This window comes from Streptomyces sp. NPDC045470 (assembly GCF_040646595.1).
GTDB lineage: Bacteria > Actinomycetota > Actinomycetes > Streptomycetales > Streptomycetaceae > Streptomyces.
Genome location: NZ_JBEZAN010000006.1, coordinates 211,446 through 235,380 on the forward strand (window position 1 = coordinate 211,446; position 23,935 = coordinate 235,380).

19 protein-coding genes are annotated in these 23,935 nt (G+C 73.1%); 10 read left to right on the forward strand and 9 right to left on the reverse strand.

Translation table 11 applies throughout. The features are described 5' to 3' along the window. The first annotated feature begins 171 nt into the window (after nucleotides 1-171). A complete protein-coding gene (locus tag AB0A97_RS20065; protein WP_361151490.1) occupies nucleotides 172-717 on the forward strand; it encodes a DUF1707 and FHA domain-containing protein in 546 nt (181 codons plus the stop codon). 96 nt (nucleotides 718-813) lie between these two features. Here AB0A97_RS20065 and otr(A) read toward each other — a convergent pair whose 3' ends face one another. Both otr(A) and lpdA read right to left on the reverse strand, forming a co-directional pair. Then, nucleotides 814-2,739 carry a tetracycline resistance ribosomal protection protein Otr(A) gene (otr(A), locus tag AB0A97_RS20070; RefSeq protein WP_361151492.1) on the reverse strand — a complete coding sequence of 642 codons (1,926 nt, stop codon included), beginning with the start codon at nucleotides 2,737-2,739 and terminating at the stop codon, nucleotides 814-816. Between the two features lie 271 nt (nucleotides 2,740-3,010). Beyond that, nucleotides 3,011-4,465 (reverse strand): dihydrolipoyl dehydrogenase, encoded by a 1,455-nt coding sequence (gene lpdA, locus AB0A97_RS20075; RefSeq protein WP_361151494.1) that lies wholly within the window; start codon nucleotides 4,463-4,465, stop codon nucleotides 3,011-3,013. A 111-nt stretch (nucleotides 4,466-4,576) separates the two neighbouring features. Between lpdA and AB0A97_RS20080 the strand changes: the two genes are divergently transcribed. Then, on the forward strand, nucleotides 4,577-5,461 hold the full coding sequence (locus AB0A97_RS20080; protein ID WP_361151496.1) for a LysR family transcriptional regulator: 885 nt from the start codon (nucleotides 4,577-4,579) through the stop codon (nucleotides 5,459-5,461). Here AB0A97_RS20080 and AB0A97_RS20085 read toward each other — a convergent pair. The 4 genes from AB0A97_RS20085 to glgX all read right to left on the reverse strand — a co-directional run bounded on the left by AB0A97_RS20085 (nucleotide 5,418) and on the right by glgX (nucleotide 11,460). Then, on the reverse strand, nucleotides 5,418-5,876 hold the full coding sequence (locus AB0A97_RS20085; RefSeq protein WP_361151951.1) for a M55 family metallopeptidase: 459 nt from the start codon (nucleotides 5,874-5,876) through the stop codon (nucleotides 5,418-5,420). The two genes, AB0A97_RS20080 and AB0A97_RS20085, sit on opposite strands and share 44 nt — an antisense overlap. 52 nt (nucleotides 5,877-5,928) lie before the next feature. Further along, a complete protein-coding gene (locus AB0A97_RS20090; protein ID WP_361151499.1) occupies nucleotides 5,929-6,222 on the reverse strand; it encodes a M55 family metallopeptidase in 294 nt (97 codons plus the stop codon). A 125-nt stretch (nucleotides 6,223-6,347) separates the two neighbouring features. Then, on the reverse strand, nucleotides 6,348-8,816 hold the full coding sequence (gene treY, locus AB0A97_RS20095; RefSeq protein ID WP_361151501.1) for a malto-oligosyltrehalose synthase: 2,469 nt from the start codon (nucleotides 8,814-8,816) through the stop codon (nucleotides 6,348-6,350). 373 nt (nucleotides 8,817-9,189) lie between these two features. Continuing rightward, nucleotides 9,190-11,460 (reverse strand): glycogen debranching protein GlgX, encoded by a 2,271-nt coding sequence (gene glgX / locus AB0A97_RS20100; protein WP_361151504.1) that lies wholly within the window; start codon nucleotides 11,458-11,460, stop codon nucleotides 9,190-9,192. A 246-nt stretch (nucleotides 11,461-11,706) separates the two neighbouring features. Here glgX and AB0A97_RS20105 point away from each other — a divergent pair, with 246 nt between their 5' ends. From AB0A97_RS20105 to AB0A97_RS20120, 4 genes are all read left to right on the forward strand, one after another. Next, nucleotides 11,707-12,507 carry a Tat pathway signal sequence domain protein gene (locus tag AB0A97_RS20105; protein WP_361151507.1) on the forward strand — a complete coding sequence of 267 codons (801 nt, stop codon included), beginning with the start codon at nucleotides 11,707-11,709 and terminating at the stop codon, nucleotides 12,505-12,507. Nucleotides 12,508-12,637: 130 nt separating this feature from the next. Beyond that, nucleotides 12,638-14,032 (forward strand): copper amine oxidase, encoded by a 1,395-nt coding sequence (locus AB0A97_RS20110; RefSeq protein WP_361151510.1) that lies wholly within the window; start codon nucleotides 12,638-12,640, stop codon nucleotides 14,030-14,032. 102 nt (nucleotides 14,033-14,134) lie between these two features. Continuing rightward, nucleotides 14,135-15,400 (forward strand): SAV2148 family HEPN domain-containing protein, encoded by a 1,266-nt coding sequence (locus tag AB0A97_RS20115; RefSeq protein WP_361151513.1) that lies wholly within the window; start codon nucleotides 14,135-14,137, stop codon nucleotides 15,398-15,400. A 115-nt stretch (nucleotides 15,401-15,515) separates the two neighbouring features. Then, nucleotides 15,516-16,316, forward strand: a complete 801-nt coding sequence (locus AB0A97_RS20120) for an exonuclease domain-containing protein (protein WP_361151516.1) — start codon at nucleotides 15,516-15,518, stop codon at nucleotides 16,314-16,316. Between the two features lie 54 nt (nucleotides 16,317-16,370). Here AB0A97_RS20120 and AB0A97_RS20125 read toward each other — a convergent pair whose 3' ends face one another. Then, entirely contained in the window at nucleotides 16,371-17,261 is an 891-nt protein-coding gene (locus AB0A97_RS20125; protein ID WP_361151518.1) for an aminoglycoside phosphotransferase family protein, read from the reverse strand. A 379-nt stretch (nucleotides 17,262-17,640) separates the two neighbouring features. Here AB0A97_RS20125 and AB0A97_RS20130 point away from each other — a divergent pair, with 379 nt between their 5' ends. From AB0A97_RS20130 to AB0A97_RS20145, 4 genes are all read left to right on the forward strand, one after another. Next, the gene (locus AB0A97_RS20130) at nucleotides 17,641-18,552 is read left to right on the forward strand and encodes a sugar ABC transporter permease (RefSeq protein WP_361151520.1); all 912 of its coding nucleotides are present in this window, start codon (nucleotides 17,641-17,643) and stop codon (nucleotides 18,550-18,552) included. Continuing rightward, on the forward strand, nucleotides 18,549-19,496 hold the full coding sequence (locus AB0A97_RS20135; RefSeq protein WP_361151523.1) for a carbohydrate ABC transporter permease: 948 nt from the start codon (nucleotides 18,549-18,551) through the stop codon (nucleotides 19,494-19,496). Before AB0A97_RS20130 ends, AB0A97_RS20135 begins: the two co-directional genes overlap by 4 nt. Further along, nucleotides 19,496-20,800, forward strand: coding sequence for an extracellular solute-binding protein (locus AB0A97_RS20140; protein WP_361151525.1), 1,305 nt, complete (start codon nucleotides 19,496-19,498; stop codon nucleotides 20,798-20,800). The genes AB0A97_RS20135 and AB0A97_RS20140 overlap by 1 nt, the downstream gene beginning before the upstream one ends. 591 nt (nucleotides 20,801-21,391) lie before the next feature. After that, a complete protein-coding gene (locus AB0A97_RS20145; RefSeq protein ID WP_361151528.1) occupies nucleotides 21,392-22,627 on the forward strand; it encodes a S8 family serine peptidase in 1,236 nt (411 codons plus the stop codon). Between the two features lie 93 nt (nucleotides 22,628-22,720). Here the strand turns inward: AB0A97_RS20145 and AB0A97_RS20150 are convergent, their stop codons facing one another. After that, nucleotides 22,721-23,665 (reverse strand): glycosyltransferase, encoded by a 945-nt coding sequence (locus AB0A97_RS20150; protein WP_361151530.1) that lies wholly within the window; start codon nucleotides 23,663-23,665, stop codon nucleotides 22,721-22,723. Between the two features lie 25 nt (nucleotides 23,666-23,690). Next, on the reverse strand, nucleotides 23,691-23,935 hold a 245-nt coding region (locus tag AB0A97_RS20155; protein ID WP_361151533.1), incomplete at its 5' end, for a hypothetical protein.

Here is a 23,935-nt window from a genome sequence, read left to right on the forward strand (position 1 = left end):
TACTGCGGCACGGCGCTCGCCTCCTCTCCTCGTCCGGGGCCGGCGCAGAGCGTAGCCCCGACCACCGGCGCGGCGCCACGGTTTTCCGGCAGGCACGCCCGGCCTCCCGCCGGGCTCCGCCCCGGTCCGTCCAGCTGGACACCGGCGCGCGGGCACCGGACAATCTCCGGCATGACATCGCTGGAGTTCCCGGCCCGACCGGCACGCCCGTCGGAAGCCGACCGGGAACGCGCCTTGGAACTGCTGCGCGAAGGCGCGGCGCAAGGCAGGCTGTCCCAGGACACCTTCCTGCGGCGGCTGGAGCTGGTGCTCACCGCCCGGCAGCACGCCGAACTCGCCGCGGCCACCGCCGACCTGGCCTCCCGGGGCCGGGTCGAGGGCGTCGTGCTGCGCGCGGTGGGCAAGGTGTCGTCGTTCAACATCATGGTCCGCAGGGCGTGGCGCCGCGAGCGGCTGCCGAAACTGCTGCTGCCCGCGCCGGGCCCGTTCCCCCTCCGCATAGGGCGCGCCCCCGGCTCGGGGCTGCGCCTGAACCACGACACCGTCTCACGCGCCCACGCCGAACTGCGCAGCGCGGACGGCGGCTGGTTCCTGCGCGACCTCGGCTCCACCAACGGCACCTGCGTCAACGGCCGCCGGGTGGTGGGAGAGGTACTGGTCCGCCCCGGCGACCACGTGGCGTTCGGCCGCGTGGACTACGTCCTCACGGAGGGGTAGCCGGCCGGGCCGCCACACCCCGGATCACGACGGTGCCCAGGGTGATCTCCGCGGCGTCGCGGCGCAGCGACGCCGCGGAGACCCGTCGGCAGTGCCCTAGGCGTACGACGCCCCCTGCGGCACCGGCCGGTCGCCCGCCGGTCCCGCCGGCTGGGACCACCAAGTGCCTTCGCCGCGGGTGAGACCCGGCAGCCGCCGCTCGGCGTCGGGGAGCCGGCGGGCCGGGAGGGTGCCGGTGAGGAGCCAGCGGCCGCCGGTGGCCGAGGCGTCGTCGAACTGCGCGCCCAGGGCCGCGAGATGCGCGGTGACCGGGGCGACGGTGTCGAGCGGCACCTCCGCCTCGAAGGAGTGGCACGGTTCGTACACCCGCGTACCGGCCCGGCGCAGCGCTCGCGCCAGGACGACCGGCGTGACCCCGCGGAAGTCCCCGGCCGTGCTCACCGGCCCCACGAAACCGGAACGGGTCAGCACGACCCGGCAGTCCGTGACCGCCCAGCCCTGCGGCCCGCCGCGCAGCGACGCGTACACCGTGTCCTCCACCGCCTGATGGAAACCGTGCGGCAGCGCGCCCAGTTCGGTCTCGTACGCGAAGAGCGGGCCGGAGCCGCGGGGGCCGGGCTCGACACGCAGGCCGACCGTCGCCCACCAGCCCACGTGGTCACGTCCGGTGATCTCCTCGTACGCCTCGCCGGTGCCCAGCAGCCGTTCCACGCACACCACCCGGCTCGGTGCGAAGTCCGCCGCGATGCCGTGGTCCTGGAGGAGCGTGGCCGCGATGATCTCCTTCTGCACCTCCCCGTAGAGGAGGACCGAGGTGGCACCGGAGCCGGCCGGACGGGCGTGGATGAGCGGGTCCTGCTCCGCCAGCCCCAGCAACGCGGCGCGCAGCCGGGCGGCTTCCGCCGGGCGCCGGGCGCGCACCACGGTCTCCAGGGTCGGCCGGGAGAACAGCGCCTCGCCACCCGCCCGGCGCGCGCCGGGCGCTGCGTCGCCCAACCGGTCGCCGACCCGGACGCCGGGCAGGCCGCGCAGCACCGCGATGTTCCCGGCCGTCAGCGGCGCCCGGTCACCCGGCGGGCGGCCCACGACCTCCAGCGCGGTGATCCGTCCCTCGACGCGGGCGGCCGTGCCGTCCGGTTCCCGGCGGTGCAGGGTGACCGGCCCGCGCGGCCGCACCTCACCGTCGTAGAGCCGCAGGTAGGCGCTCTTCCCGCCGCCCGGCTCGCGCCGGACGGCGAAGACCGTGCCGCGCGGCGGGGCATCGGCGGTGCCGGGCACCGGCGGAATCAGCCGGGTCATGCCGTCGACGAGCGCGCCGATCCCCTGCCCGCCGATCGCCGACCCGAAATACAGCGGGTGCACCGAGCCGTCCGCGGTACGGGCGGCCAGCGCGGCCAGCAGCTCGTCGGAAGTGGGCGGCGGGCCGTCCACGGCGCGGGCGAGGATGTCGTCGTCGGCGTCGGCGAGGAGTTCGGTCAGCCGAACCCGTGCGGCGGGCCCGTGCGCGCGCAGCGGCGTCGTCCGCGCGTCCGGGGTGCCCGCGTCGCGTACGGCGGCCATCGGGACGACGTGCGGTGCCAGGGTACGGCGAATGTCCGCCACGAGCGCGTCGGTCCGCGCCCCCGCCCGATCGATCTTGTTGACGAACAACAGGGTGGGCAGCCGCAGCCGCCGCAACGTCTTCATCAGGACACGCGTACGCGCCTGTACGCCCTCCACGGCGGACAGGAGCAGCACGGCGCCGTCCAGTACCCCCAGGGCGCGCTCGACCTCGGCGACGAAGTCGGAGTGCCCGGGGGTGTCGATCAGATTGACCTGGACGTCACCCGCGGTGAAGGAGGCGACCGCGGAGCGGATCGTGATGCCGCGTTCACGCTCGATGGCGCCGGTGTCGGTCCGGGTGTCCCCGGCGTCCACACTGCCGAGCCGCCCGATGGCGCCGGTCGCGTACAGAAGCCGCTCGGTCAGGCTGGTCTTACCCGCGTCGACGTGGGCCAGGATGCCGATGTTCAGGGTGTGCATGGGTGGTCGAGACCTCGAGAACTGTCGTCCGGTAAGGGCGCTGAGTAGTTCCGAGGTTTCGGCGCATTCCGTTGCTCCTGCCTGAGATCCGGGGTGCGTACGGGACGTCCGTGCGCGGGCGTACGGGGCGGATCGTACGCGGTGGTGCGGGTCGTACGCGCCGATGGTGGACGTGCGGCCGGGGTGGCGCAACTCCTTTTCCGGGAGGCGGTGGGCAGGCGGGAGCCGGGCCGTGGCCGCCGGACGGCCCGCCCTGCCGGAGCGGCGCCGCTCAATGCTGATGCAGCCCCCGCCCCGCCAGCGTCAGGAACGTCTCGCCGACCGCTTCCGACAGGGTGGGATGTGCGTGGATGTGCTGGGCGACGTCGGACGGTTCGGCGTCCCAGGCCACCAGCAGTTGGCTCTCGGCGATCATTTCCGAGACGTGCGGACCGACCAGGTGGACACCGAGTACGGCCCCGGTGCCGGTGCCCTCCGCCGCCGCGACCACCTTCACCACGCCGCCCTGCCCGTGCACCATGCCCTTCGCGACCGCCGTCAGCGGCAGGGTGTTGACCCGGACGGCCAGCCCGCGTGCCCGTGCCTCGGCCTCGGTCAGGCCGACGGAGGCGGTCTGCGGGGAGGAGTACGTCACGCGCGGCACGGTCGCGTGGTCCACCGGCCGGGACGGTACGCCGGCCAGTGTCTCGGCGACCAGCAGTCCTTCGGCGAAGGAGGCGTGCGCCAGGCCGGGGGACGGGGGCGGCAGCAGATCGCCCACGACGTGGACGCCGGGTACGGCGGTCTCCAGCCGGGACCAGTCGGCGGGCGGCACGAAGCCGCGCCCGTCGGTGGCCAGGCCGGCCGCCGCCAGGTCCAGGCCGTCGGTCACCGGCACCCGGCCGACCGCGACCAGCAGCCGCTCGGCCCCGACGGTCTCCTCGCCCTCGGGCGTACGGACGGTGACCCGCACCCCGTCGTCCGTCACGTCGGCCCCGGTCAGCACCGAGTCCGTACGGACCGTGATGCCGCGCCTCTTCAGGCCGCGCGCCAGATGGCGGCTCACCTCCTCGTCCTCCTGGGGCAGCAGCCGGCCCGCGGCCTCCACGAGTGTCACCCGGGCGCCCATCGACCGGTGGAAGGACGCGTACTCGACACCGATCGCGCCGCCGCCCAATACCAGGACGGAGCCCGGCAGCCCCGGCGCGAACAGGGCGTCGTCGCTGGTGACGACCGTACGGCCGTCGGGTACGAGGCCGGGCAGCCCGCGTGGGCGGGAGCCGGTGGCCAGGACGACGCCGCGCCGGGCGGTGAACTCCCCGCCGTCCGGGGCCTCGACGAAGACGGAGCGCGGGCCGGTCAGGCGCGCGCTGCCGCGCACCACACGCACCCCGGCGCGCTTCAAGTGCCCTTCGACGCCCTGGTGGTTACGCGCCACGATGCCGTCGCGGGTGGCGGTCAGCGCGTCCCAGTCCACGGCGTCGAGCGTGGCCTTCACGCCCCAGCGCTCACGCGCCTCCGCGATGCCGTCCACCAGTTCCGCCGCGTGCAGCATCGCCTTGCTGGGGATGCAGCCGCGGTGCAGGCAGGTGCCGCCGACGAGGTCCCGCTCGGCGAGGACCACCCGTAGCCCGAGGGCGGCGGCCCGCAGAGCCGTGCTGTAGCCGCCGGTACCGCCACCGATGACGATCACGTCGGTCTCGCCGCCACTGTCGCTGCTGCCGCCGCCCTGCTGCGTGTCTCTCATGTGGTCAGCCTCCGCCCGCCTCCCGTCATGAGTCCAAGGCAATGTTTCCATGGGGACGATGAGAAACGTTCATGGCAGGTTGCGGAACAGGATGCAGAAGGAGCAGTCGGCGTGAGTCTGCGGCAGATGGAATATCTGGTCACGGTTGTCGGGGAAGGGTCCTTCACCCGGGCGGCCGAGCTGCTGCACGTCACCCAGTCCGCGCTGTCCCACCAGATCAAGGCCCTGGAACGGGAGGTCGGCGGCCCGCTGCTGGAACGGATGCCGCGCGGCGTCCGGCTGACGCCCATGGGCCGCGCCTACTTCCCGCACGCCGAACTCGCCGTACGCAGCGCCGAACAGGCCCGCCGGGCCGCACTCGCGACGGCCGGGGCGGAGAGCGGCGAGCTGCACATCGCGACGGTGCACGCGCACGCCGTGGGCGTGCTCCCGGAGGTCTGCGCGCGCTGGGGGCGCGAGTACGGCGGCGTGCGCCTTATCCTGCACGAATACGCCACCACCGAGGATCTGTTCGCACACATGGAGCGCGGCGTCGCCGATCTGGCGGTCGGGCCGCGGCCCGAGAAGTGGCCGGGCCCCGTCACGGTCGTGGGCGCGGAGGAGATGGTGATGGTCCTGCCGCCCGGTGACCCGCTCGCCGGGCGCGCCGCCGTCCGGATCGAGGAAGTGGCCGACCGGCCGTGGGTGCGCTGCGCGCTGGAGCCGGTCCTGGCGGGCCGGCGGTGGCTGGACGTGGAATGCGAACGGGCCGGTTTCACGCCCCGTACGGCCGTCCGTACGCAGCACACGTCCACCGCGGTACGGATGGCCACGGCCGGCGTGGGCGTCCTGATCACCGCCGCCCACGAGCTGACCGGCCTGGCCTGCACCGCCGTCCCCACCGACCCGCCGTGGCGCCGCGAGATCACCGCCTTCTCCCGAGTCCCGCCCACCGGCGCGGCCGCGCGGTTCGTCACGCTCCTCCGCGAGACCCGGGTGCCGGGCGGTGGGCGGTGAGGCCCCCGGGGGCGTGCTGGTCGGCAGTACGGCTCGGCGGTAGGGCGGCGGAAGGGCAGGGGCAGGGCTCGGCGGTACGGATCGGCAGTACGGCGCCTGGTCGGTCAGTGCAGCCGCGCCCCGCATCCACGCACCGAAGAGCCGGTACAGGTCGGTGAGCGGCCCGCGAGCCCGGACGGTCCGGCTGCCGACCGAGGTCACCCCCGGTATGGCGAGCAAGGCGACCGCCACCGAGGCGGACTGCCACGGCGACGGTGGCGACCCGGTCGTCCCACTCCCGCATCTCCGCGCAGGCCCCGTCGTCACCGGTGAGCGCCACGACGGGCACACCGAGCGCGGCGGCGGTGGCCTGCGCCAGGCCGGTCTCGCCCACGGGGCGGCCGTCCAGCCGGATGTCCTCGATCCCATGGCCCATGAAGCTGTGACTCAGCACGCCGGGCGCGCCCGCGCGTGGTGGCCGGCCAGGATCATGGCGTCGTGCCCGGGGGGAGCCCTTCGAGCATTCCCATCGGTTTCGGACTGCCCCGGATCAGACGGACCGCCGGATGCAGGGCCTCGGGGAGCAGGTTGCGCATCGGCCCGTGCGCGTCGTTGACGATCACGTCCGCCGCGCCGGCCGCGACGGCGCCGCGGACGGCGGCGTTGACGTCCTCCGCCATCATCAGCCGCCCGGGTTCGTAGTCCCGCCCGCCGGGCTGGACGCCGTCCGCGTCGACCAGTCCGGTGACGCCTTCCATGTCGGCGCTGAGGTGGACGCGCATGAGGTGTACTCCTCGGAATCGGCGGGCCGTTGGGCAGAGGACTGCCGTCACCGACGCCTGCCGCCGAGTCCGCGGTTCCGCTCCGGAGCAGCCGCCGCTCCGGCCCGTCCGTACGCGCAGGCCCCTCAGCCCTCCGCGACCAACAGCGCCACCGGATACCGTCCCAGCAGCTCGCGCAGGCACACCACGGGCCTGTGCAGCTCCCGGCCGGTGAGCAGTTCGCGCCAGCCCGCCCCTGTGCCCGCGCCCGTGCCCGCAGACTTGCTCGGCAGCGTCAGTTCCGTGTCGCGCCAGCCGCCGTCCTCGGCCAGCCGGAGGGAGAGCCGGGTGGCCACCGTCACCACCCGCCCGGCCCGGGCGAAGGCCAGGCAGTGGCCGGCTGCGGTGCCGTCGGCGTGCAGGGGGGTGTAGGTGCCCTCGGTGCCGAACCACTCGGGGTGGCTCCGCCGCAGGCGCAGGGCCGTCGCGGTCAGCAGCAGCTTTTCGGCGGACAGGTCCTGCGGTTCCGCGCCGTCGTCGAGTTCGGTGAGCAGGTCGGCGCGGAGCCGGGGCGGGCGGCGGTTGTCGGGGTCTACCAGGGCGTTGTACTCGGTCTCGGTGCCCTGGTACAGGTCGGGTACGCCGGGCATGGTCAGGTGCAGCAGGGCCGCGCCGAGCACGTTGGCACGGATGTACGGCGCGAGTCCGGTGGCCAGTTCGGTCAGCGAGGACGCCGCCGGTCCGCACGGGCCGGCGCGCAGGAAGTCGCCGACCGCCTCCTCGTACCCGGTGTCCTGGTCCGTCCAGGACGTGTGCAGCCCCGCTTCGCGTACCGCCTTCAGCACCGACGGGATCAGCCGTTCGGCGGACGGCCTGCCGAGGCCGAAGGCGGTCTGCCAGGCCACCCACGCCAGGTGCTGGTCCGGCGGCTGCGGCCCCTCGCTCCCGGCGGACACCCGGCGCAGCAGTTCCCGCCACCGGTCCGGGCATTCGGTCAGGACGGCGATCCGCGCCCGCACGTCGGCGCTGCGCTTGGTGTCGTGGGTGGAGAGCACCGTCGAGGTCAGCGGCCAGTCCCGCTGGACGCGGGCGCAGTACGCGTGGAAGGTGTCCACGCCCACCGTCGGCGCCCCCGGGTCGGCGCCGACCTCGCAGGCCGACAGCAGCGGCACGTAGCGGTAGAAGGCGGTGTCCTCCACGGACTTGGCGCGCAGCGCGGAGGAGGTCTGGGCGAAGCGTGCGGCGAAATCCGCGCAGTCCGGGCCGTTGCCGAGCAGACCCAGCGCCAGGTCGCGCACCAGGTCCACGGCCAGCGCCTCCTCCGGCGCGCGGAAGACCGTACGCGCCCGCGCGGCGGCCTCGGCCAGCATCGCCGCGTCCTGCTCGCCACGCTGCGCGTCGCGCACTCCGGCGCCGTCGGTGGCGTACGGGCGGTAGACGGGCAGCCGGACCAGCAGTTCGCGGACGGCGGTGCGCAGCGCCCAGGGCGCGTGGTCGCCCTGGTGGGACGCCCGGTCGCTGATCCGGCCCGCGGTGCGCACCAGCCGTTCGACCTCGGCGGCGAGGTCGTGGGTGACCACTTCGTAGGCGGCGCGGCGGACGGTTTCCTCCCAGTCGCCGCCCGCGTCCGCGAGCGGGGCGACGAAGTCGCGGTAGACGCTGAACAGGCGCCCGGAGCCGAGCGGGCAGACGAACAGGCCGTCCAGGTGGCGCAGCGCGTCGTAGCCGGTGGTGCCCGCGCACCGCCAGCCGCGCGGCAGCTTCTCCCGACCGGTCAGGATCTTCTCGGCCACCGTCCAGCGGCCGCCGGTGGCGGCCTGCAGCCGGGCGAGGTAGTCGCCGGGGGCGGCCAGGCCGTCCGGGTGATCGATGCGCAGCCCGTCGACGACACCGTCGCGCATCAGCCGCAGGAGCGTGGTGTGGGTCGCCTCGAAGACCTCCTCGTCCTCGACCCGTACGCCGATCAGCTCCGAGATGGTGAAGAACCGCCGGTAGTTGATCTCGCTGCGGGCCAGCCGCCACCAGGCGAGGCGGTACCACTGGGCGTCCAGCAGGCGGGGCAGCGGAAGCTGCTCGGTGCCGGGCCTGATGGGGAAGGCGTGGTCGTGGTAGCGCAGCACGTCGCCGTCGACCCGGATGTTCCCCAGTTCGTCGCCCAGCCGCCCGCCCAGCACCGGCAGCAGCACCCGTCCGCCGTGCCCGCCGTCCCAGTCGATGTCGAACCAGCGGGCGTACGGGGACGAGGGGCCGTCCCGCAGCACCGCCCACAGCGGTGCGTTGAGCGACTCCGGCGCCGGGACGGCCATGTGGTTGGGCACGGTGTCCACCACCAGCCGCAGTCCGTGCGCCGCGGCCGTCGCGGCCAGCGCGCGCAGGCCCTCCTCGCCGCCCAGCTCGGCCCGTACCTCCGAGTGGTCCACCACGTCGTAGCCGTGTGTGGACCCGGGCACCGCCTCCAGCACGGGGGAGAGGTGGAGGTGCGAGACGCCCAGCGCGGCGAGGTACGGCACGGCCTTCTCGGCCGTGGCGAAGGGCAGGTCCGGCTGGAGCTGGAGCCGGTAGGTGGCGGTGGGGGGCGCAGTGGCGGTGGGTGGCGCACTGGAATCGGCCGTCATGGGAACACCCGTACCCGCCGGACGGCCTGTTGTTTCACCGGCCCGGCCGCGAGGGGCGCACCGGACGGGAGCCGTTCGTGCCCGCCCCGGCCCGCCCCGGGGCGGGGTGCCGCCGTACGGAGGCATGGCCGGGACCTGCGCGAACTGACCGTCGCGGAGCAGGGGCACGCGTACTACGCCGTACGGCGACCGGACCCGGCCGTACGGAACCGGCAGGATCCACCGCAATGGCGGAGCCGGGTGTACGGCCGGTGGCGTAGACGTACTGGACGCGGGAGCCGCGCGATGTACCCGCGCGACCGCTCCGGCGGGGCCGGGCACCGCCGTGCGCAGGCGGTTCCCGGCCCTGTACGGCCTCCGGCGCCGGGACGTCCTAGGCGGGCCGCTGGAGCACCATCATGCTGCGGCCGGGCAGCGTGAGGTGATCGCCGGCCTGGGCCTTGATGCCGCCGCCGTCGGCCACGACCTCCGGATGGGCGGTGTCCACGACCGCCTGCCACTGGCGGCCGTGGTCGACGGGCACGGTGAACTCCCGGTCGTCGCCGTGCGCGTTGAACATCAGCAGGAAGGAGTCGTCGGTGATCCGCTCGCCGCGCGGCCCCGGCTCGGTGATCGCGCTGCCGTTGAGGAAGACCGTCAGCGACTTGGCGTGTGCCGCCTGCCAGTCGCGCTGCCGCATCTCCTCACCCTCCGCGGTGAACCAGGCGATGTCGGACAGCTCGTCATGGGTGCCCTCCATGGGCCGGCCGTGGAAGAAGCGCCGTCGGCGGAAGACCGGGTGGTCGCGCCGCAGCCACACCATCTGCCGGACGAAGGCCAGCATCTCCCGGTCCTCCTCGCGGACGTCGGCCTGCCCCCGGGCGTCCGCGCCGGGGCCATCGGCGGCCTCCGCGCCGCGGTCGGCGGTGGCACCCGATCCGTCCAGGGCGCCCGGCGAGTCCGCGCCCGGTCCGGCCGTCGCGCCCGATGCGCCGTCGGACGCCGCAGTCCCGCCCGTACCCGGCCAGCGCACCCACGCCAGCTCGTTGTCCTGGCAGTACGCGTTGTTGTTGCCGTCCTGGGTGCGCCCGAACTCGTCGCCGTGGCTGAGCATCGGCACGCCCTGCGAGAGGAGCAGCGTGGCGATGAAGTTGCGCATCTGGCGGGCCCGCAGCTCCTGGACCCCGGGGTCGTCGGTCGGCCCCTCGGCCCCGCAGTTCCAGGACCGGTTGAAGCTCTCGCCGTCCTGGTTGTCCTCGCCGTTGGCCTCGTTGTGCTTGTTGTCGTAGCTGACCAGGTCGCGCAGGGTGAAGCCGTCGTGGCAGGTGACGAAGTTGACGGAGGCCAGCGGGCGCCGCCCGTCGCCCTGGTAGAGGTCGGAGGAGCCGGTCAGCCGGGAGCCGAACTCGGCTAGGGTACGCGGCTCGCCGCGCCACAGGTCCCGTACGGTGTCGCGGAACTTGCCGTTCCACTCGGTCCACAGCGGCGGGAAGTTCCCCACCTGGTAACCGCCCTCGCCCACGTCCCACGGTTCGGCGATCAGCTTGACCTGGCTGACCACCGGGTCCTGCTGCACCAGGTCGAAGAACGAGGACAGCCGGTCCACCTCGTGGAACTGCCGGGCCAGCGTCGCCGCCAGGTCGAAGCGGAACCCGTCCACCCGCATCTCCGTCACCCAGTAGCGCAGCGAGTCCATGATGAGCTGGAGGACGTGCGGGCTGCGCATCAGCAGCGAGTTGCCGGTACCGGTGGTGTCCATGTAGTAGCGGGGGTCGTCGGCCAGCCGGTAGTACGAGGCGTTGTCCAGGCCGCGGAAGGACAGCGTCGGACCCAGGTGGTTGCCCTCCGCCGTGTGGTTGTAGACGACGTCGAGGATGACCTCGATACCGGCCTCGTGCAGCGCCCGTACCGCCGACTTGAACTCCAGCACCTGCTGCCCGCGGTCGCCCCAGGACGCGTACGCGTTGTGCGGGGCGAAGAAGCCGATGGTGTTGTAGCCCCAGTAGTTCGCCAGCCCGGCGTCCACCAGGCGGTGGTCGTGCACGAACTGGTGGACCGGCATCAGCTCCAGGGCCGTGACCCCCAGCTCGGTCAGGTGCTCGATGACCGCGGGGTGCGCCAGCGCCGCGTAGCTGCCGCGCAGGTCGTCCGGCAGGTCGGGGTGGAGCATGGTCAGGCCCTTGACGTGCGCCTCGTAGAGCACCGTCTCGTGGTAGTCGGTGCGGGGCGGGCGGTCGTCACCCCAGTCGAAGTACGGGTTGACCACGACCGACGTCATGGTGTGCGGCGCCGAGTCGAGGTCGTTGCGGCTGTCCGGCTTGCCGAAGTGGTAGCCGTACACCGCCTCGTCCCAGTCGATGCTGCCGCTGACCGCCCTCGCGTACGGGTCCAGCAGCAGTTTGGCGGAGTTGTGCCGGTCGCCGCGCTCCGGCTTGTACGGGCCGTGCACCCGGAAGCCGTACCGCTGCCCCGGCATGATCCCGGGGAGGTAGGCGTGCCGTACGAACGCGTCGGTCTCCCGCAGTTCGACGGCGGTCTCCGAGCCGTCGTCGTGCAGCAGTGACAGCTCGATGCGTTCCGCCGTCTCGGAGTACACCGCGAAGTTGGTGCCCGCACCGTCGTACGTGGCACCCAGGGGATACATCTGTCCCGGCCAGACCTGCATACGTCGACTCTTCCACTTCCTCGATGGGCGCCGCGAAGCCTTGGGGCCTCACGGCGGTCATGCGTCGCCGTGTTCGTTTGCTGCGTACGGTGCTGCGATCGTCTCGTGTTCCAACCTGCCCAATACGGCTGGTTTTTCGCGCGATCTGCGCCGAAAGATGGGCAACCCGCAGCGAAGTCGGATCGTCGTACAGGACGACCGATATGTCTGAGCACCATGAGGCAGCAGGGGGGAACAGTGCGCAACATGATGCACCGCCACCTGGGCAAGCTGGTGGCGGGCGCGGCCGCGGCGCTGGCGGGTACCGCCGTACTGGCCGCGGTGACCTTGCCAGGGGACGCGGGGACCACCGGCGGGGGGAGCCGGGCCGCCGCGGCCGAAGGACCGGAGGCCGGAACCGGCCAGACGTCGCAGGTACGGCCGGGAGCGGTGGAACGCGCGCCCGAGGAGGGCAGCGCGGGCGTCGGCCGGGACCCGCTCACGGACGACGAGGTGGCGCGGGCCCAGGCCCTCGCCACGCCCCGTACGTTCCGCAGCGCTACCGAGGACGTCAAGGGCAGAGCGGGCCCGGAGCGGCTGACCACCGGCCTGGCCGAGCTGGGCCCGGACGAGACCGGCCTCGCCGCCCCGCCACGCCGGGCGAACGTGTCGTTCTACGACTACCGGTCCGACGCGTACGTGACCAAGACCGTCAACCTCACGACCGGGAAGGTGGAGAAGAGCGACAGCCGGCACGGGGTGCAGCCGCCGCCCAACCGGGCCGAGAGCGAGACCGCGGCCGGGCTGCTGATCGCCGCCCCCGAGGGGGCCGGGCTGCGGGAGGACTACGAACACGCCACCGGCAAGGAGCTGACCGGTCCCGGCCAGCTCACCGTGCGGGGCTCCGTCTACCGGGGCGAGGCGGAAGGACCGGCTCCGGCCAAGCTGCGCGCCTGCGGGGAGCACCGCTGCGTCCGGCTCTTCACCAAGGTGCGCGACGGCCAGTGGATCGACACCCGGCGCTATGTGGTCGACCTGAGCGCCCGTACGGTCGGCCGGCTCGGCTGAGCCGCCCGCGCGTGCCCCGGTACGGCGTCCCGGCCCGCCGCGGGCCGGCCGCCGCCCGGCGGGAACCGCGCAGCACCCCGCACCCGCGTACTCCGAAGCTCGTGTCCCACTGCCGTACAGGAGCGTTTCCATGCACGAAAGACCCTTCCGCCGCGCCCGCGTCGGCCACGGCCGCGCCCGTGTCCCTGCCCGTACCCCCGTCCGTACCCACCGTGCCCGGCTCCGGCGCGCCGCACTGCTCGCCGCGCCGCTGCTGCTCGGTACGGCCGCCCTGACGAGCGGACCGGCCGCCGCCCGGGCTGTGTCCTCGGCGTCCCCGCCGTCTCCGCCCGCGGCCACCGCCGCAGGGTGCAGTACCCCGTACAGCATCACGCAGACCCTCGAAGCCGGCACCACTTGGCGCATGTGCTGGCACTACGACGCGAACGCCGGGCTGGTTCTGGACAACGTCTCGTACCAGCCCAGGAACGAGCCCCGCCCGATCCAGGTGCTGACCAGCGCGAAACTGGCGCAGATCCACGTCCCCTACGACGACGGCGGCAACGAGTACGACGACCTCACCGGCCAGAGCTTCGCCCAGGGACTCCAGACACTGGACCCGGGCGAGTGTCCCGGCGGCACCATCAAATCGGTCAAGGTGCCGGACGCCTGGGACCCGGACCACCCGGACGTCAACGGACTGTGCGTCACCACCCGGGCCCGCGGTCACGCCTACCGCCTGGGCCGCTACCCCGGCGAGACCACCAGGATCCAGCAGCTCCAGGGCAAGGACCTGCTCGTCTACACGGTCAACAAGACCGGGTGGTACGAATACATCGTCGAGTGGCGCTTCTCCGCGGACGGCACGATCAACATGCAGGTCGGAGCGACCGGCACGCTCTCGCCCGCCGACTACGACGCGGGCGACGGCCGCGGCTGGCCGATCGGCAAGGGCGCCAAGGACTACGCCACCAGCCACAGCCACAACGTCTTCTGGCGGCTGAACTTCGGGCTGGACGGCTCGTCGGCCAACCGGGTCGAGCAGTTCGACTCGACGACCACCGCGCAGAGCGGCGGGCTGACCCCCAAGACGAAGACGGTCCGCACGCCGGTGGCCAAGGAGCTGGCGGGGGACGCCGGGCCGACCCGCTGGTGGCGGGTGGTCAGCAACATCGGCAAGAACAAGGACGGTCATCCGCGGTCGTACGAGATCGTCCCCGGTCGTTCCAGCAAGTACACCGGACGCGCCTTCACCCGGCACGACGTGTTCTTCACCGAGTACAACACGTGTGAGCAGTTCGCCAGCAACAACCTGGCGAACTGCGGAGCCGGCGCGGGCACCAGCGTGGACCGGTGGGTCAACGGACAGCCGCTGCGCCACCCCATCGCGTGGGTCAACATCGGGTACCACCACATCGCCCGGGACGAGGACCAGGAACCCATGCCGGTGCACTGGCAGGGCTTCCAGCTCGCCCCCCGGGACGTCACCGCTATGAATCCGCTCACTCCGCCCGAGCTTTCCGGACACAACGGTCACGTCGAATAAGGGGAGTTGGCCGGGGACTCGATCCATCCTGCTGCACCGCCTCCCGGACCCGCAGTAGTCTGCCTTGATCGTTGGCACGGGGGTTCGGAAGGCGGTGCGCAGGTGAGCTCGGGCGGGCTGGAGTTGCCCCCTGGTGACGACGGCCATGACGGCCAGGACAGTCACGAGGGACACGAGGGCGGCTCCGTCGACGCCCCGCCCGGGGCGGTGTCCCTGGCCCGGCCGATGGAGATCGGCGCGGAGCTGGACTGGGGCGCCGAAGCCTGGAGCGAGGTGCGCACCCGCGCCCGGCGGGCCGGGCGCGCCTACATCTGGCTGAACCTCGTCGAACAGCGGCTGCGGGCCGTCGTGGCGGCCGTGCTGCTGCCCGTCTACGAACCCGTGCACGGCGACGAATGGGTCATCGCCGCGGCCGGTCCCACCGGCCAGGAGTGGGTCCAGCGGGCGGTCGCGGTCCGCGAGGTCAGCCGCCGCAAGGGATATCTGCTCGACCCCGCCGACGACAACATCCTCAGCTTCCTGACCCTGCCGCAGCTTCGCGAGCTGATGGTCCAGCACTGGCCCTGCTTCGAGCCGTACTTCGACGACCGGCGGGAGGTGGAGCTGGCCCTCGACGAGCTGGAGGTGGCCCGCAACATCGTCTCCCGCAACCGCGCCCTGACCGGTACCGTCCTCGCCCAGGCGGAGAGGGCCTCCGCCCGGCTGCTGGAGATACTGGGCTCCGGCATCGGCACCCGCACCGCCGGGCGGCTGCCCATCGACGCCGTGGAGGACCTCGTCGGCGACCGGTACGCGGACGTCGTCGGCGTCCACACCGACCGGGTGCGTCTCCAGCGGCAGCTGCCTGCCGAGGACCTCTTCGGCGGTGCCCGGCGCCTGGACGCCATCGGCATCGGCCTCAACCTCCTCGTACAGAACTACTCCGGGCGCCGCATGGTCCGCCTCGCGGAGTCCGGCTGCCGGGTCCGGCTCCTCTTCCTCAACCCCGCCAGCAGCGCGGTCCGCCGCCGCGAGCGGGAACTGGGGCTGAAGAAGGGCGAGATGAGCCGCTCCATCGAGATGAACATCCTGCACATGCGGCGGGTACGGTCCCGGCTGCACGACCCCGGCGCCTTCGAGATCCAGGTCTTCGACGAGACGCCCCGCTTCACCGCCTATCTGGTGGACGGGGACGGTCCGGACGGCGTGGCCGTCGTCCAGCCGTACCTCCGGCGGAGCCGGGGCATGGAGTCACCGGTCCTCGTCCTGCGCGGCGGCGGCCGCGAGGTACTGCGCCAGGATCCGGACCGGGACGACGACCGCGGCCTCTTCGAGACGTACCGGGAGGAGTTCGAGAACGTGTGGGCGGACTCGCGGCCGGTGTCGTGAGGGGACGGCCCGCCGGGGCGCCCGGCCGCCGGGAAGCGGGCGGGAGCCGGGGCGTTGTCAGTGTCGCGTGGGAGAGTAGGGGAACACGGGGGAAGCAACACCGAAGGAGGCCGTCATGGGCTGGCATCAAGGGCTGCTCGTCAGTTTCGACTTGGAGACCACCGGCACGGACGTCGAGCGGGACCGCATCGTCACCGCCGCGCTGATAAGGCTGGACGCGGACGGCCGGGAGGCGCTGCGGAACACCTGGCTGCTCGACCCCGGCGTGCCGGTGCCCGAGGAGGCGGCGGCCATACACGGGATGACGACCGCTCATGTGCGGGCGCACGGCCAGGCGGCGGCGGAGGGCGTCGAGCAGATCGCCACCGCGCTCGCCGCGGCGCTGGAGGCGGGCCTCCCGCTCGTGGTGATGAACGCGCGCTACGACCTCTCGCTGCTGGACCGCGAGTGCCGACGCTACGGCCTGCCGACCCCGGCCGAGCGGCTCGGCCGGCCGCCCGCCCCGGTCATCGACCCGTTGGTGCTGGACAAGCACGTGGACCGCTACCGCAAGGGCAAGCGGACCCTCCAGGCCCTCTGCCGGCACTACGGCGTCCCGTTGGAGGCGGCGCACGAAGCGGGCGCGGACGCGGTGGCCGCGGCCGGTGTGGCGCGCCGGATCGGCGAGCGGCATCCCGCGGTGGCCGGGACGGCGCTCGCCGCGCTGCACGCCCTCCAGGAGGAGGCGGCTGCCGAGCAGGCCGCGTCGTTCCAGAAGTATCTGCGCCGCTCCGGTGACCCGGGGGCGATAGTCGAGGCGGCCTGGCCGCTCATTCCGTACCAGCGGGCACGGGAGCGCCCCGAGGAGCTGGAGCTGCCCGGGCAGGGGCGGGAGCAGGGACAAGGGCAGGCTTCGGCCGCGCGCGGTAGCGCGTAGAGGAGGAGAGGAAGAGACAGGGGGGCAGGAGAAGGGCGGCAGGGGAGGGCCGCTTCAGAAGGGGTACCAGCGGACGGTGGTGTCGCCCTCGCGCAGGGACGCGATGCGGCGGCGGAACTCCTTGAGGGCGGCGGGGTTGCCGGGAGCGTGCTGGGAGACCCAGGCACAGCTCGCCGTCTCCCGTGAGCCGCGCAGCACCGCGCAGCCCTCCCAGTCCCGGACGTCCCAGCCGTAGATCCGCACGAAGGTGTCGTACGCCGCGGCGGGCAGGCCGTAGCGGTCGCGGCTGAGCGCCATCACGACCAGATCGTGTTCCCGCAGATCGGAGGAGAAGGTTTCGAGATCCACGAGCACCGGGCCGTCGGGGCCCACATGAACGTTGCGGGTCAGCGCGTCACCGTGGACCGGGCCGCGCGGCAGATGCGGTTCCAGCGCGGTGGCGGCAGCGGCGAACGCGTCGCGGCGGCCCCGCAGGTACTCGGCGTCCCGCGCCGAGACCGCGTCGCCGGCCAGCCGCAGCCAGCGCTCCACACCGCCGAGCAGTTCCCGTCGGGGGAGGGCGAACGGCGGTTCCGGCAGCGCGTGCACCAGCCGCAGCAGGGCGGCCAGGTCGGCCGGCTCGGCGGGGCGTACGGGGTCGGGCAGCCGCTCCCAGAAGGTGACCGGGTGCCCGTTCACCAGACGGGCCGTCGGCTCGGCCGCGCGCACGGCCGGTACGCCCTGGTCAGCCAGCCACACGGCGACGCGCAGCTCCCGTTCGGCGCGCTCCAGCAGTTCGGCGCTGCGCCCGACCCGTATGACCGGACCGTTGCCGCCCGTGGCGAACACCGCGTTCTCGCCGAGCGAGAGCAGCCGGGCGTCGGCGGCGACGTCGGGCCGGCCGGCCGCGGCCAGGACGTCCCGGGCGTGCGCCTCCGTGAACGGAGTGGTGCTCGGTGCGGTCATCGGGGCGCCTCCTGCGGTGCGTGATCGGTATCAGTCTCGCAGGTCCCCGGGCGAAGGAGCCGGGAGGACCGGACCGGGGAGAGGGGAAGGGGCGGGGCGGGGCGGGCGGGGGGAAGAGGAGGGGCGAAAGGAAGCAGGAGAGACGGGAGGGGAGGTGGGGGATAAGGGGGACGGGGAGACGGAGTTCTGGTGGGGTGCTTGACTGCGTCGGGTGGCGTCACGACGATGACGGCGGCCGTCCGGCCCGTTCCGTCCGGGGACGCGCGGCCTGTTCCTGGTGGTCACAGCCGTCCTGGGTGTGCGGATGCGGGGAGTCGCGTTGGGTCGAGACGGTCCCGTACAGGGGCAGGGGCGTACGAGAGGGACGGGTGCGGGGCCGGTGCTGCGGACCGGGGGCCGGTCCGTGCCGGGGCGCGGGCACGGGACCTGGTTCCTGATACTGCCCGCGCTGATCCCGATCCTGGTGCTGAGTGTGGGCCCGCTGCTGTACGGCATCGGGCTGGCGTTCACCGACGCGCAGTCGGGGCGTACCCAGGCCACCCGGTGGGTCGGCCTGCTCAACTTCTCCGACCTGCTCCAGGACACCCTGTTCTGGGACTCGTTCCGGGTCGGGCTGGTGTGGGCGCTGGGCGTCACGGTCCCGCAGTTCTTCCTCGCCCTCGGGCTGGCGCTGCTGCTCGGCCAGGAGCTGCGGCTGCGCTGGCTGGCCCGCGCGCTGGCGATCATCCCGTGGGCGATGCCCGAGGTCGTGGTGGGCATCATGTGGCGGCTGGTCTACCACCCGGACGCGGGCGTGCTGAACGAGACGCTGCGCAGCTTCGGACTGGGCCCGGACGAGGGCCGGGACTGGCTGAGCGGCACGGCCACCGCCCTGCTCGCCGTGATCGTCGTGGGCGTCTGGGCGGGGATGCCGCAGACCACGGTCACCCTTCTCGCCGGACTCCAGAACGTCCCCCGTGAACTGCACGAGGCCGCCGCGGTGGACGGTGCCGGAGCCTGGCGCCGGTTCCGTACGGTCACCTGGCCCGCGATCAAGCCGGTCGCGCTGGCCGTCTCGGCGCTCAACTTCATCTGGAACTTCAACTCCTTCGCGCTGGTCTTCGTGCTGACCGACGGCGGCCCGGGCGGCCGCACCCGGCTGCCGATGCTGTTCGCGTACGAGGAGGCGTTCCGGTACGGGCAGTTCGGTTACGCCGCCGCGATGGGGCTGGCGATGGTCGCGCTGATCGCGGTCCTGCTGGCCGTCTACCTCTCCCGGCGGCTGAGGGGGGAGGGTGAGGAGGAACAGTGACAGCGCTCCGGAAGTCCTCACCGGCCGGGCGTCCCCCGGCCACCTGGCGCACCCCGGCCACCCGGCGCCGACCGGCCACTCGGCGTACCCCGGCCACCCCGCGCCGCCCGGCCACCCGGCGCAGCCTCGGCCGGGCCGGTCAGTACCTCGCCCTCCTCTGCTACCTCGCCTTCCTCGCCTTCCCCTTCCTGTGGCTGGTCTCCACCGCCTTCAAGCCGCCCCGCGAGCTGGGCAGCATCCACCCCACCTGGATCCCCCGGGTGCCGACGCTGGACAACTTCCGTACCGCCTTCGACGAGCAGCCGCTGCTCCAGGCGGCCGGCAACAGCCTGCTCGCGGCCGCGGTCTCGGCGCTGGTGGCAATCGTCCTGGCGACGCCCATGGCGTACGTCCTCGCGCGCCGCCGCACCCGCTTCGCGCGGGCGGCGACCGGCTGGGTCGTGGTCAGCCAGGCGTTCCCGCTGGTCCTGGTGATCATCCCGCTCTTCCTCGTCCTGAAGAACCTCCATCTGGTCGACTCCCGGGCCGGACTCGTCCTGGTGTACGTGGTGTGGTCGCTGCCGTTCGCGCTGTGGATGCTGACCGGCTACGTCCGGGCCGTACCGCCGGAGCTGGAGGAGGCCGCGGCGGTGGACGGCGCGGGCCGGCTGCGCATCCTGGTCTCGGTCACCGGACCGCTGTTGACGCCCGGCATCGTCGCCACCGGCCTGTTCGCCTTCATCACCGCGTGGAACGAGTTCTTCTTCGCGCTCGTCCTGCTCAAATCGCCGGAGAAGCAGACGATGCCGGTCGTCCTGACCCACTTCCTCGGGGCCGAGGGCGTCGCCGACCTCGGCCCGCTCGCCGCGGCGGCCCTGCTCGCCACGCTGCCCGGCCTGGTGCTCTTCGCCGTCATCCAGCGCCGGCTCACCGGCGGCATGCTGGCCGGGGCGGTGAAGCACTGATGGCCGCTCCCGGCAGCCCGCGCCGCCGTACCGTGCTCGCCGCCGCGGCCGTGCCCGCCGCTGCCCTGCTGCCCGGCTGCTCGGGCGGCGGAGGCCGTGGCGGCGACCGGGGCGTACTCCGCTTCCAGTCGCTGGCCTGGCAGAAGGAGTCCGTCGACGCCAACAGGCAACTGGTCGCGGAGTGGAACCGCCGGCATCCGGACATCCCCGTCCAGTACGTCCAGGGGGCCTGGCCCACCGTCCACGACCAGTTGCTCACCTCCTTCGAGGGCGGCGAGGCACCGGACATCATCCACGACGCCTCCGACGACCTCGCCGACTTCGCCTACGGCGGCCACCTCGCCGACCTGACCGGCCTGCTGCCCCGGCGCCTGCGGGACGACATCCCGCCGCGGAGCTGGGAGTCGGGCACCTTCGGCGGCCGGGTGTACGGCATCCCCTTCCTTCAGGAGCCCCGCGTCCTGATCGCCGACCAGGTGCGGCTGCGGCGTTCCGGCGTACGGGTGCCGACCACGCGCGAGCCGTGGACGTGGGAGGAGTTCGGGGAGGTGGCGAAGGAGCTGACGGGCGGCGGCGGGTACGGCGTCGCCTGGCCGCTGAAGGAGCCGGTGTCCGTCACGCTCAACCTGGCCCTGTCCACCGGCGGCCGGATCTTCCGGCGCCGCCCGGACGGCAGGGCCGAGGTACGGTTCGACGCCGCCGACCAGGTGGTGCCGTGCGCCATCCACGACCAGGTCAACGTCGCCCGCAGCGCGGCCCGTACGACGCTGGGCATGGGCGGCGCCGACACGCTCCCCGGCTTCTTCGCCGGCCGGTACGCGATCCTGCCGCTCGGCTTCTCCTACCGGCAGCAGATCGTGCAGCAGGCCCCGAAGGAGTTCGCGTGGACGGTGCTGCCCGCGCCCGGTGGTGCCGGCGGCGGGGATCAGGGCGTCAGCCCGCAGACCCTGTCGATCGCGGCGGACTGTCCCCGTAAGGAGGAGGCGATGGCCTTTGTCGACTTCCTGCTGAGACCGCCCAACATGGTGCGGCTCGCCCTCGGCGACTGGATGCTGCCGACCGGCCGGGAGGCGCTGCGGGCCCCCGAACTCCACACGGACCGCCACGGATGGTCGACGGGCACCGCGCTGGCCGGTACCTTGCGCGCCGCCCCCGCGCAGTCCGTGCGGGGCTATCCGGAGTGGAAGGACAAGATCGCGACACCGGCCTTCCAGGAGTACTACAGCGGCGCCGTCGACCTGGACGAACTGCGCGAGCGTCTGGTCCGCGACGGCAATCTGGTGCTGGCGCGGTATCAGCGCTGAACAGGCCCGACGGGCGTTCTGTGACGGAATATCGGCGCATTCCCAATAAGGGCGACGAAAAGCCGGGGTGGCGCACGGCCGCCCTGTCGCCCGCTGTGCCGGGGGAATTGCGGTGCGTGCAAGGCGGGTTCGGCCGGGGCGTGGTCGCGAGTGAGCGACGCCACGCCTCGGAAGTGTTATGCCGGGGATTGAAGCCGCGCCGACCGGGGATTGTTGAGCTGTGAAGAAGCGGAGAGGGGGCGGGGGTGACTGCCCGTCTGTTCCCTGTAGTGGCGGGTTTTCCCGCATTCGGGGCGCCACACTCCGTACTGCCGGTAACTTCGATGCTCGCATCGCATCTGACCTGCGTCATATTGCCGCTGTGTAAACGGAGTTGACGTGCTGTCGGGTGGTCGTGGTGCACCTTTGCCCCCTTCTGTGGTCGTTTGCAATTACGCAGGCTTGTTGCCTATCTCACAACGCCCGGGCGGCCTTGAATTGACCTCGTCAATCCGACAGGGTTTCGAGCCAGCCCGGCGGAGATCTTCTTGTCCGTCCGGGCTGTTGCGCAACGCTTTCCCCCCACACTTCCCGAACGAGGAGAACCCTCGAATGGCTCACGCTCACAAGCGTTCCAGCAAGAAGCGGCTCGTCACCGCGATAACCGCCGTGGTCGCCGCGACCGGTATCGCCACGGTCACCGCGGTCACCGCGGGCGCTTCGCCCGCCGAGGGCAAGATCTACGGCGCCGAGGCCAAGGGCGCCGTCAGCGGCAGCTACATCGTCATGCTGAAGAACCCTGAGAACACGGTGCGCAGTGCCGGGGTGCAGGCTGAACAGAACAAGGATCTGGCCGGCAAGTACGGCGGCGAGGTCAAGCGGACCTACTCCGCCGCGCTGAACGGTTTCTCCGCCACCGGCCTCAGCGCCGAGGAGGCCCGTCGCCTGGCCGCCGACCCGGCCGTCGACAAGGTCGTGCAGAACAAGAAGTTCCACATCGACGGCGCCCAGGACAACCCGCCGTCGTGGGGCCTGGACCGCATCGACCAGGCCGACACCCAGGGCGACAAGAAGTACACCTACCCCGACAGCGCGGGTGAGGGCGTCACCGCGTACGTCATCGACACCGGTGTCCGCACCACGCACCAGGACTTCGAGGGCCGGGCCTCCTCCGGCTTCGACGCGATCGACGGCGACAACGACGCCACCGACGGCAACGGCCACGGCACCCACGTCGCGGGCACCATCGCCGGCAAGGCGCACGGCGTCGCCAAGAAGGCCAAGATCGTGGCCGTCCGGGTGCTGGACGACCAGGGCTCCGGCTCCACCGAGCAGGTTGTCGCGGGCATCGACTGGGTGACCAAGAACCACAAGGGCCCCTCGGTGGCGAACATGTCGCTGGGCGGCGGCGCCGACGAGGCGCTGGACGCGGCGGTCCAGAAGGCGGTCGCCTCCGGCGTCACCTTCGCCGTGGCGGCGGGCAACGAGTCCACCGACGCGGGCCAGGGCTCCCCGGCGCGGGTCAAGGAGGCCATCACGGTCGCCTCCAGCACCAACACCGACGAGCAGTCCGACTTCTCCAACTTCGGCAGCGCGGTGGACCTCTACGCGCCCGGTTCGGACATCACCTCGGCCTGGAACGACAGCGACCAGGGCACCAAGACCATCTCCGGTACGTCCATGGCCACCCCGCACGTCGCGGGCGCCGCCGCGGTCTACCTGAGCGGCCACCAGGACGCCAAGCCGGACGCGGTCGCCACCGCGCTGACCGACGGCGCCACGCCCGACAAGATCAAGAACCCGAGCGAGGGGACGCCCAACAAGCTGCTGAAGGTCGGCGAGAAGTAGCCTCACCGCCCGTTCGGCTCCGGACGCCGGCCGTCGCGCTCGCCCCCACGGGGCACGACGGCCGGCGTCGCGCTGTCCCCGGCCGGGAACGTCTCACCCGCAGTACCGCCGCGCCGTCGACTCCCGCTGCGGCGCCTCCAGCAGCCGCAGCCGGCTCTCCACCTCCCGCGGCAGCGGGCGCCGTTCCCGCAGCACCCACGGCAGACCGCCGGCGGCCTCGGCGAACGCCCGTACGGAGACCGCGTCCCGGGGCACCGTCGAGGCGAGCACGCCCGTCCGGCGCACGGCGGCCGGCAGCGGCCTGCGCAGCCAGGTGAACCACAGGGTGTTGCGGATGCCCTGGCGCCGGCGCAGGGTCGCGTCGCGGTGCGGCGACGCCCGGTGGTGGACGGTGAGCCGGTCGGCATACACCAGCCACCAGCCGTCGGCCGCCAGGTCCGCGGCGAGCAGCTCCTCCTCGCCGCCCAGGACCAGCCGGGGCGAGAAGCCGCCCGCCGCCCGGAAGGCGTCGGCGCGCAGCACCGTGGCCGCCGCGAGGAACGAGCCGAGCGCCGGGCCCGGCAGCCAGGAAGGGGCGGGCAGCGGGGAGTGCCGCAGCTCCTGGACGATCGGGTCCTCGACGGGTTCGCCCGGACCGGTGCCGGGCGCGGCGCCCGCCTCCGGCGCGTCCGGGTGCGGATGGACCATGATGCGCGCGGTCACCGCGCCCAGCCGCCCGTACGCGTCCAGCAGGTCGGCGGCCCCGGCCAGGGCGCCGGGCTCCCACCACGAGTCGTCGTCGCAGAACGCGAGGTACGGCGTGGCCGCCACCCGCGCGGCCAGATTGCGGCCCACCGCCCCGGTGTTGTGCTTCAGCGGGATGAGCCGCGGCGCGAGGGGATGGCGGCGGACGGCGGACGCGGTGCCGTCCGTGGAACCGTTGTCCACCACGACGACGGGCGGCTTCTCCGGCAGTTCGGCGAGCCGGTCGAGGGTGTGCAGCAGATCGTCGCTGCGGTTGCGGGTGATGACGATGACGGTGGTGCGCGGATCGGTCACGGGAGGTTTCCTCGGGTCGGTGCGGTCACGCCCGGCACCGGCGTTCCGGTGCGTGGCGCGGGGAGTTCGTCCGGTGGACCGGTGCACGGCGAGTACACCGGCGGGCCGGCGTGCCGGGGGCTGCGCGGCGCCGGACGTGGTCGGCGTCCTCGGGGCTGGCGGTGCGGCCCGGGCCCTCGGCTGCGGTGAAGCGGTCCGGGTCCTCGGCCATGGCGACACAGTTGCCGTCCTTCGCTATGAAGGTGCGGCTCGGCGCCTGGGCTATGGCGG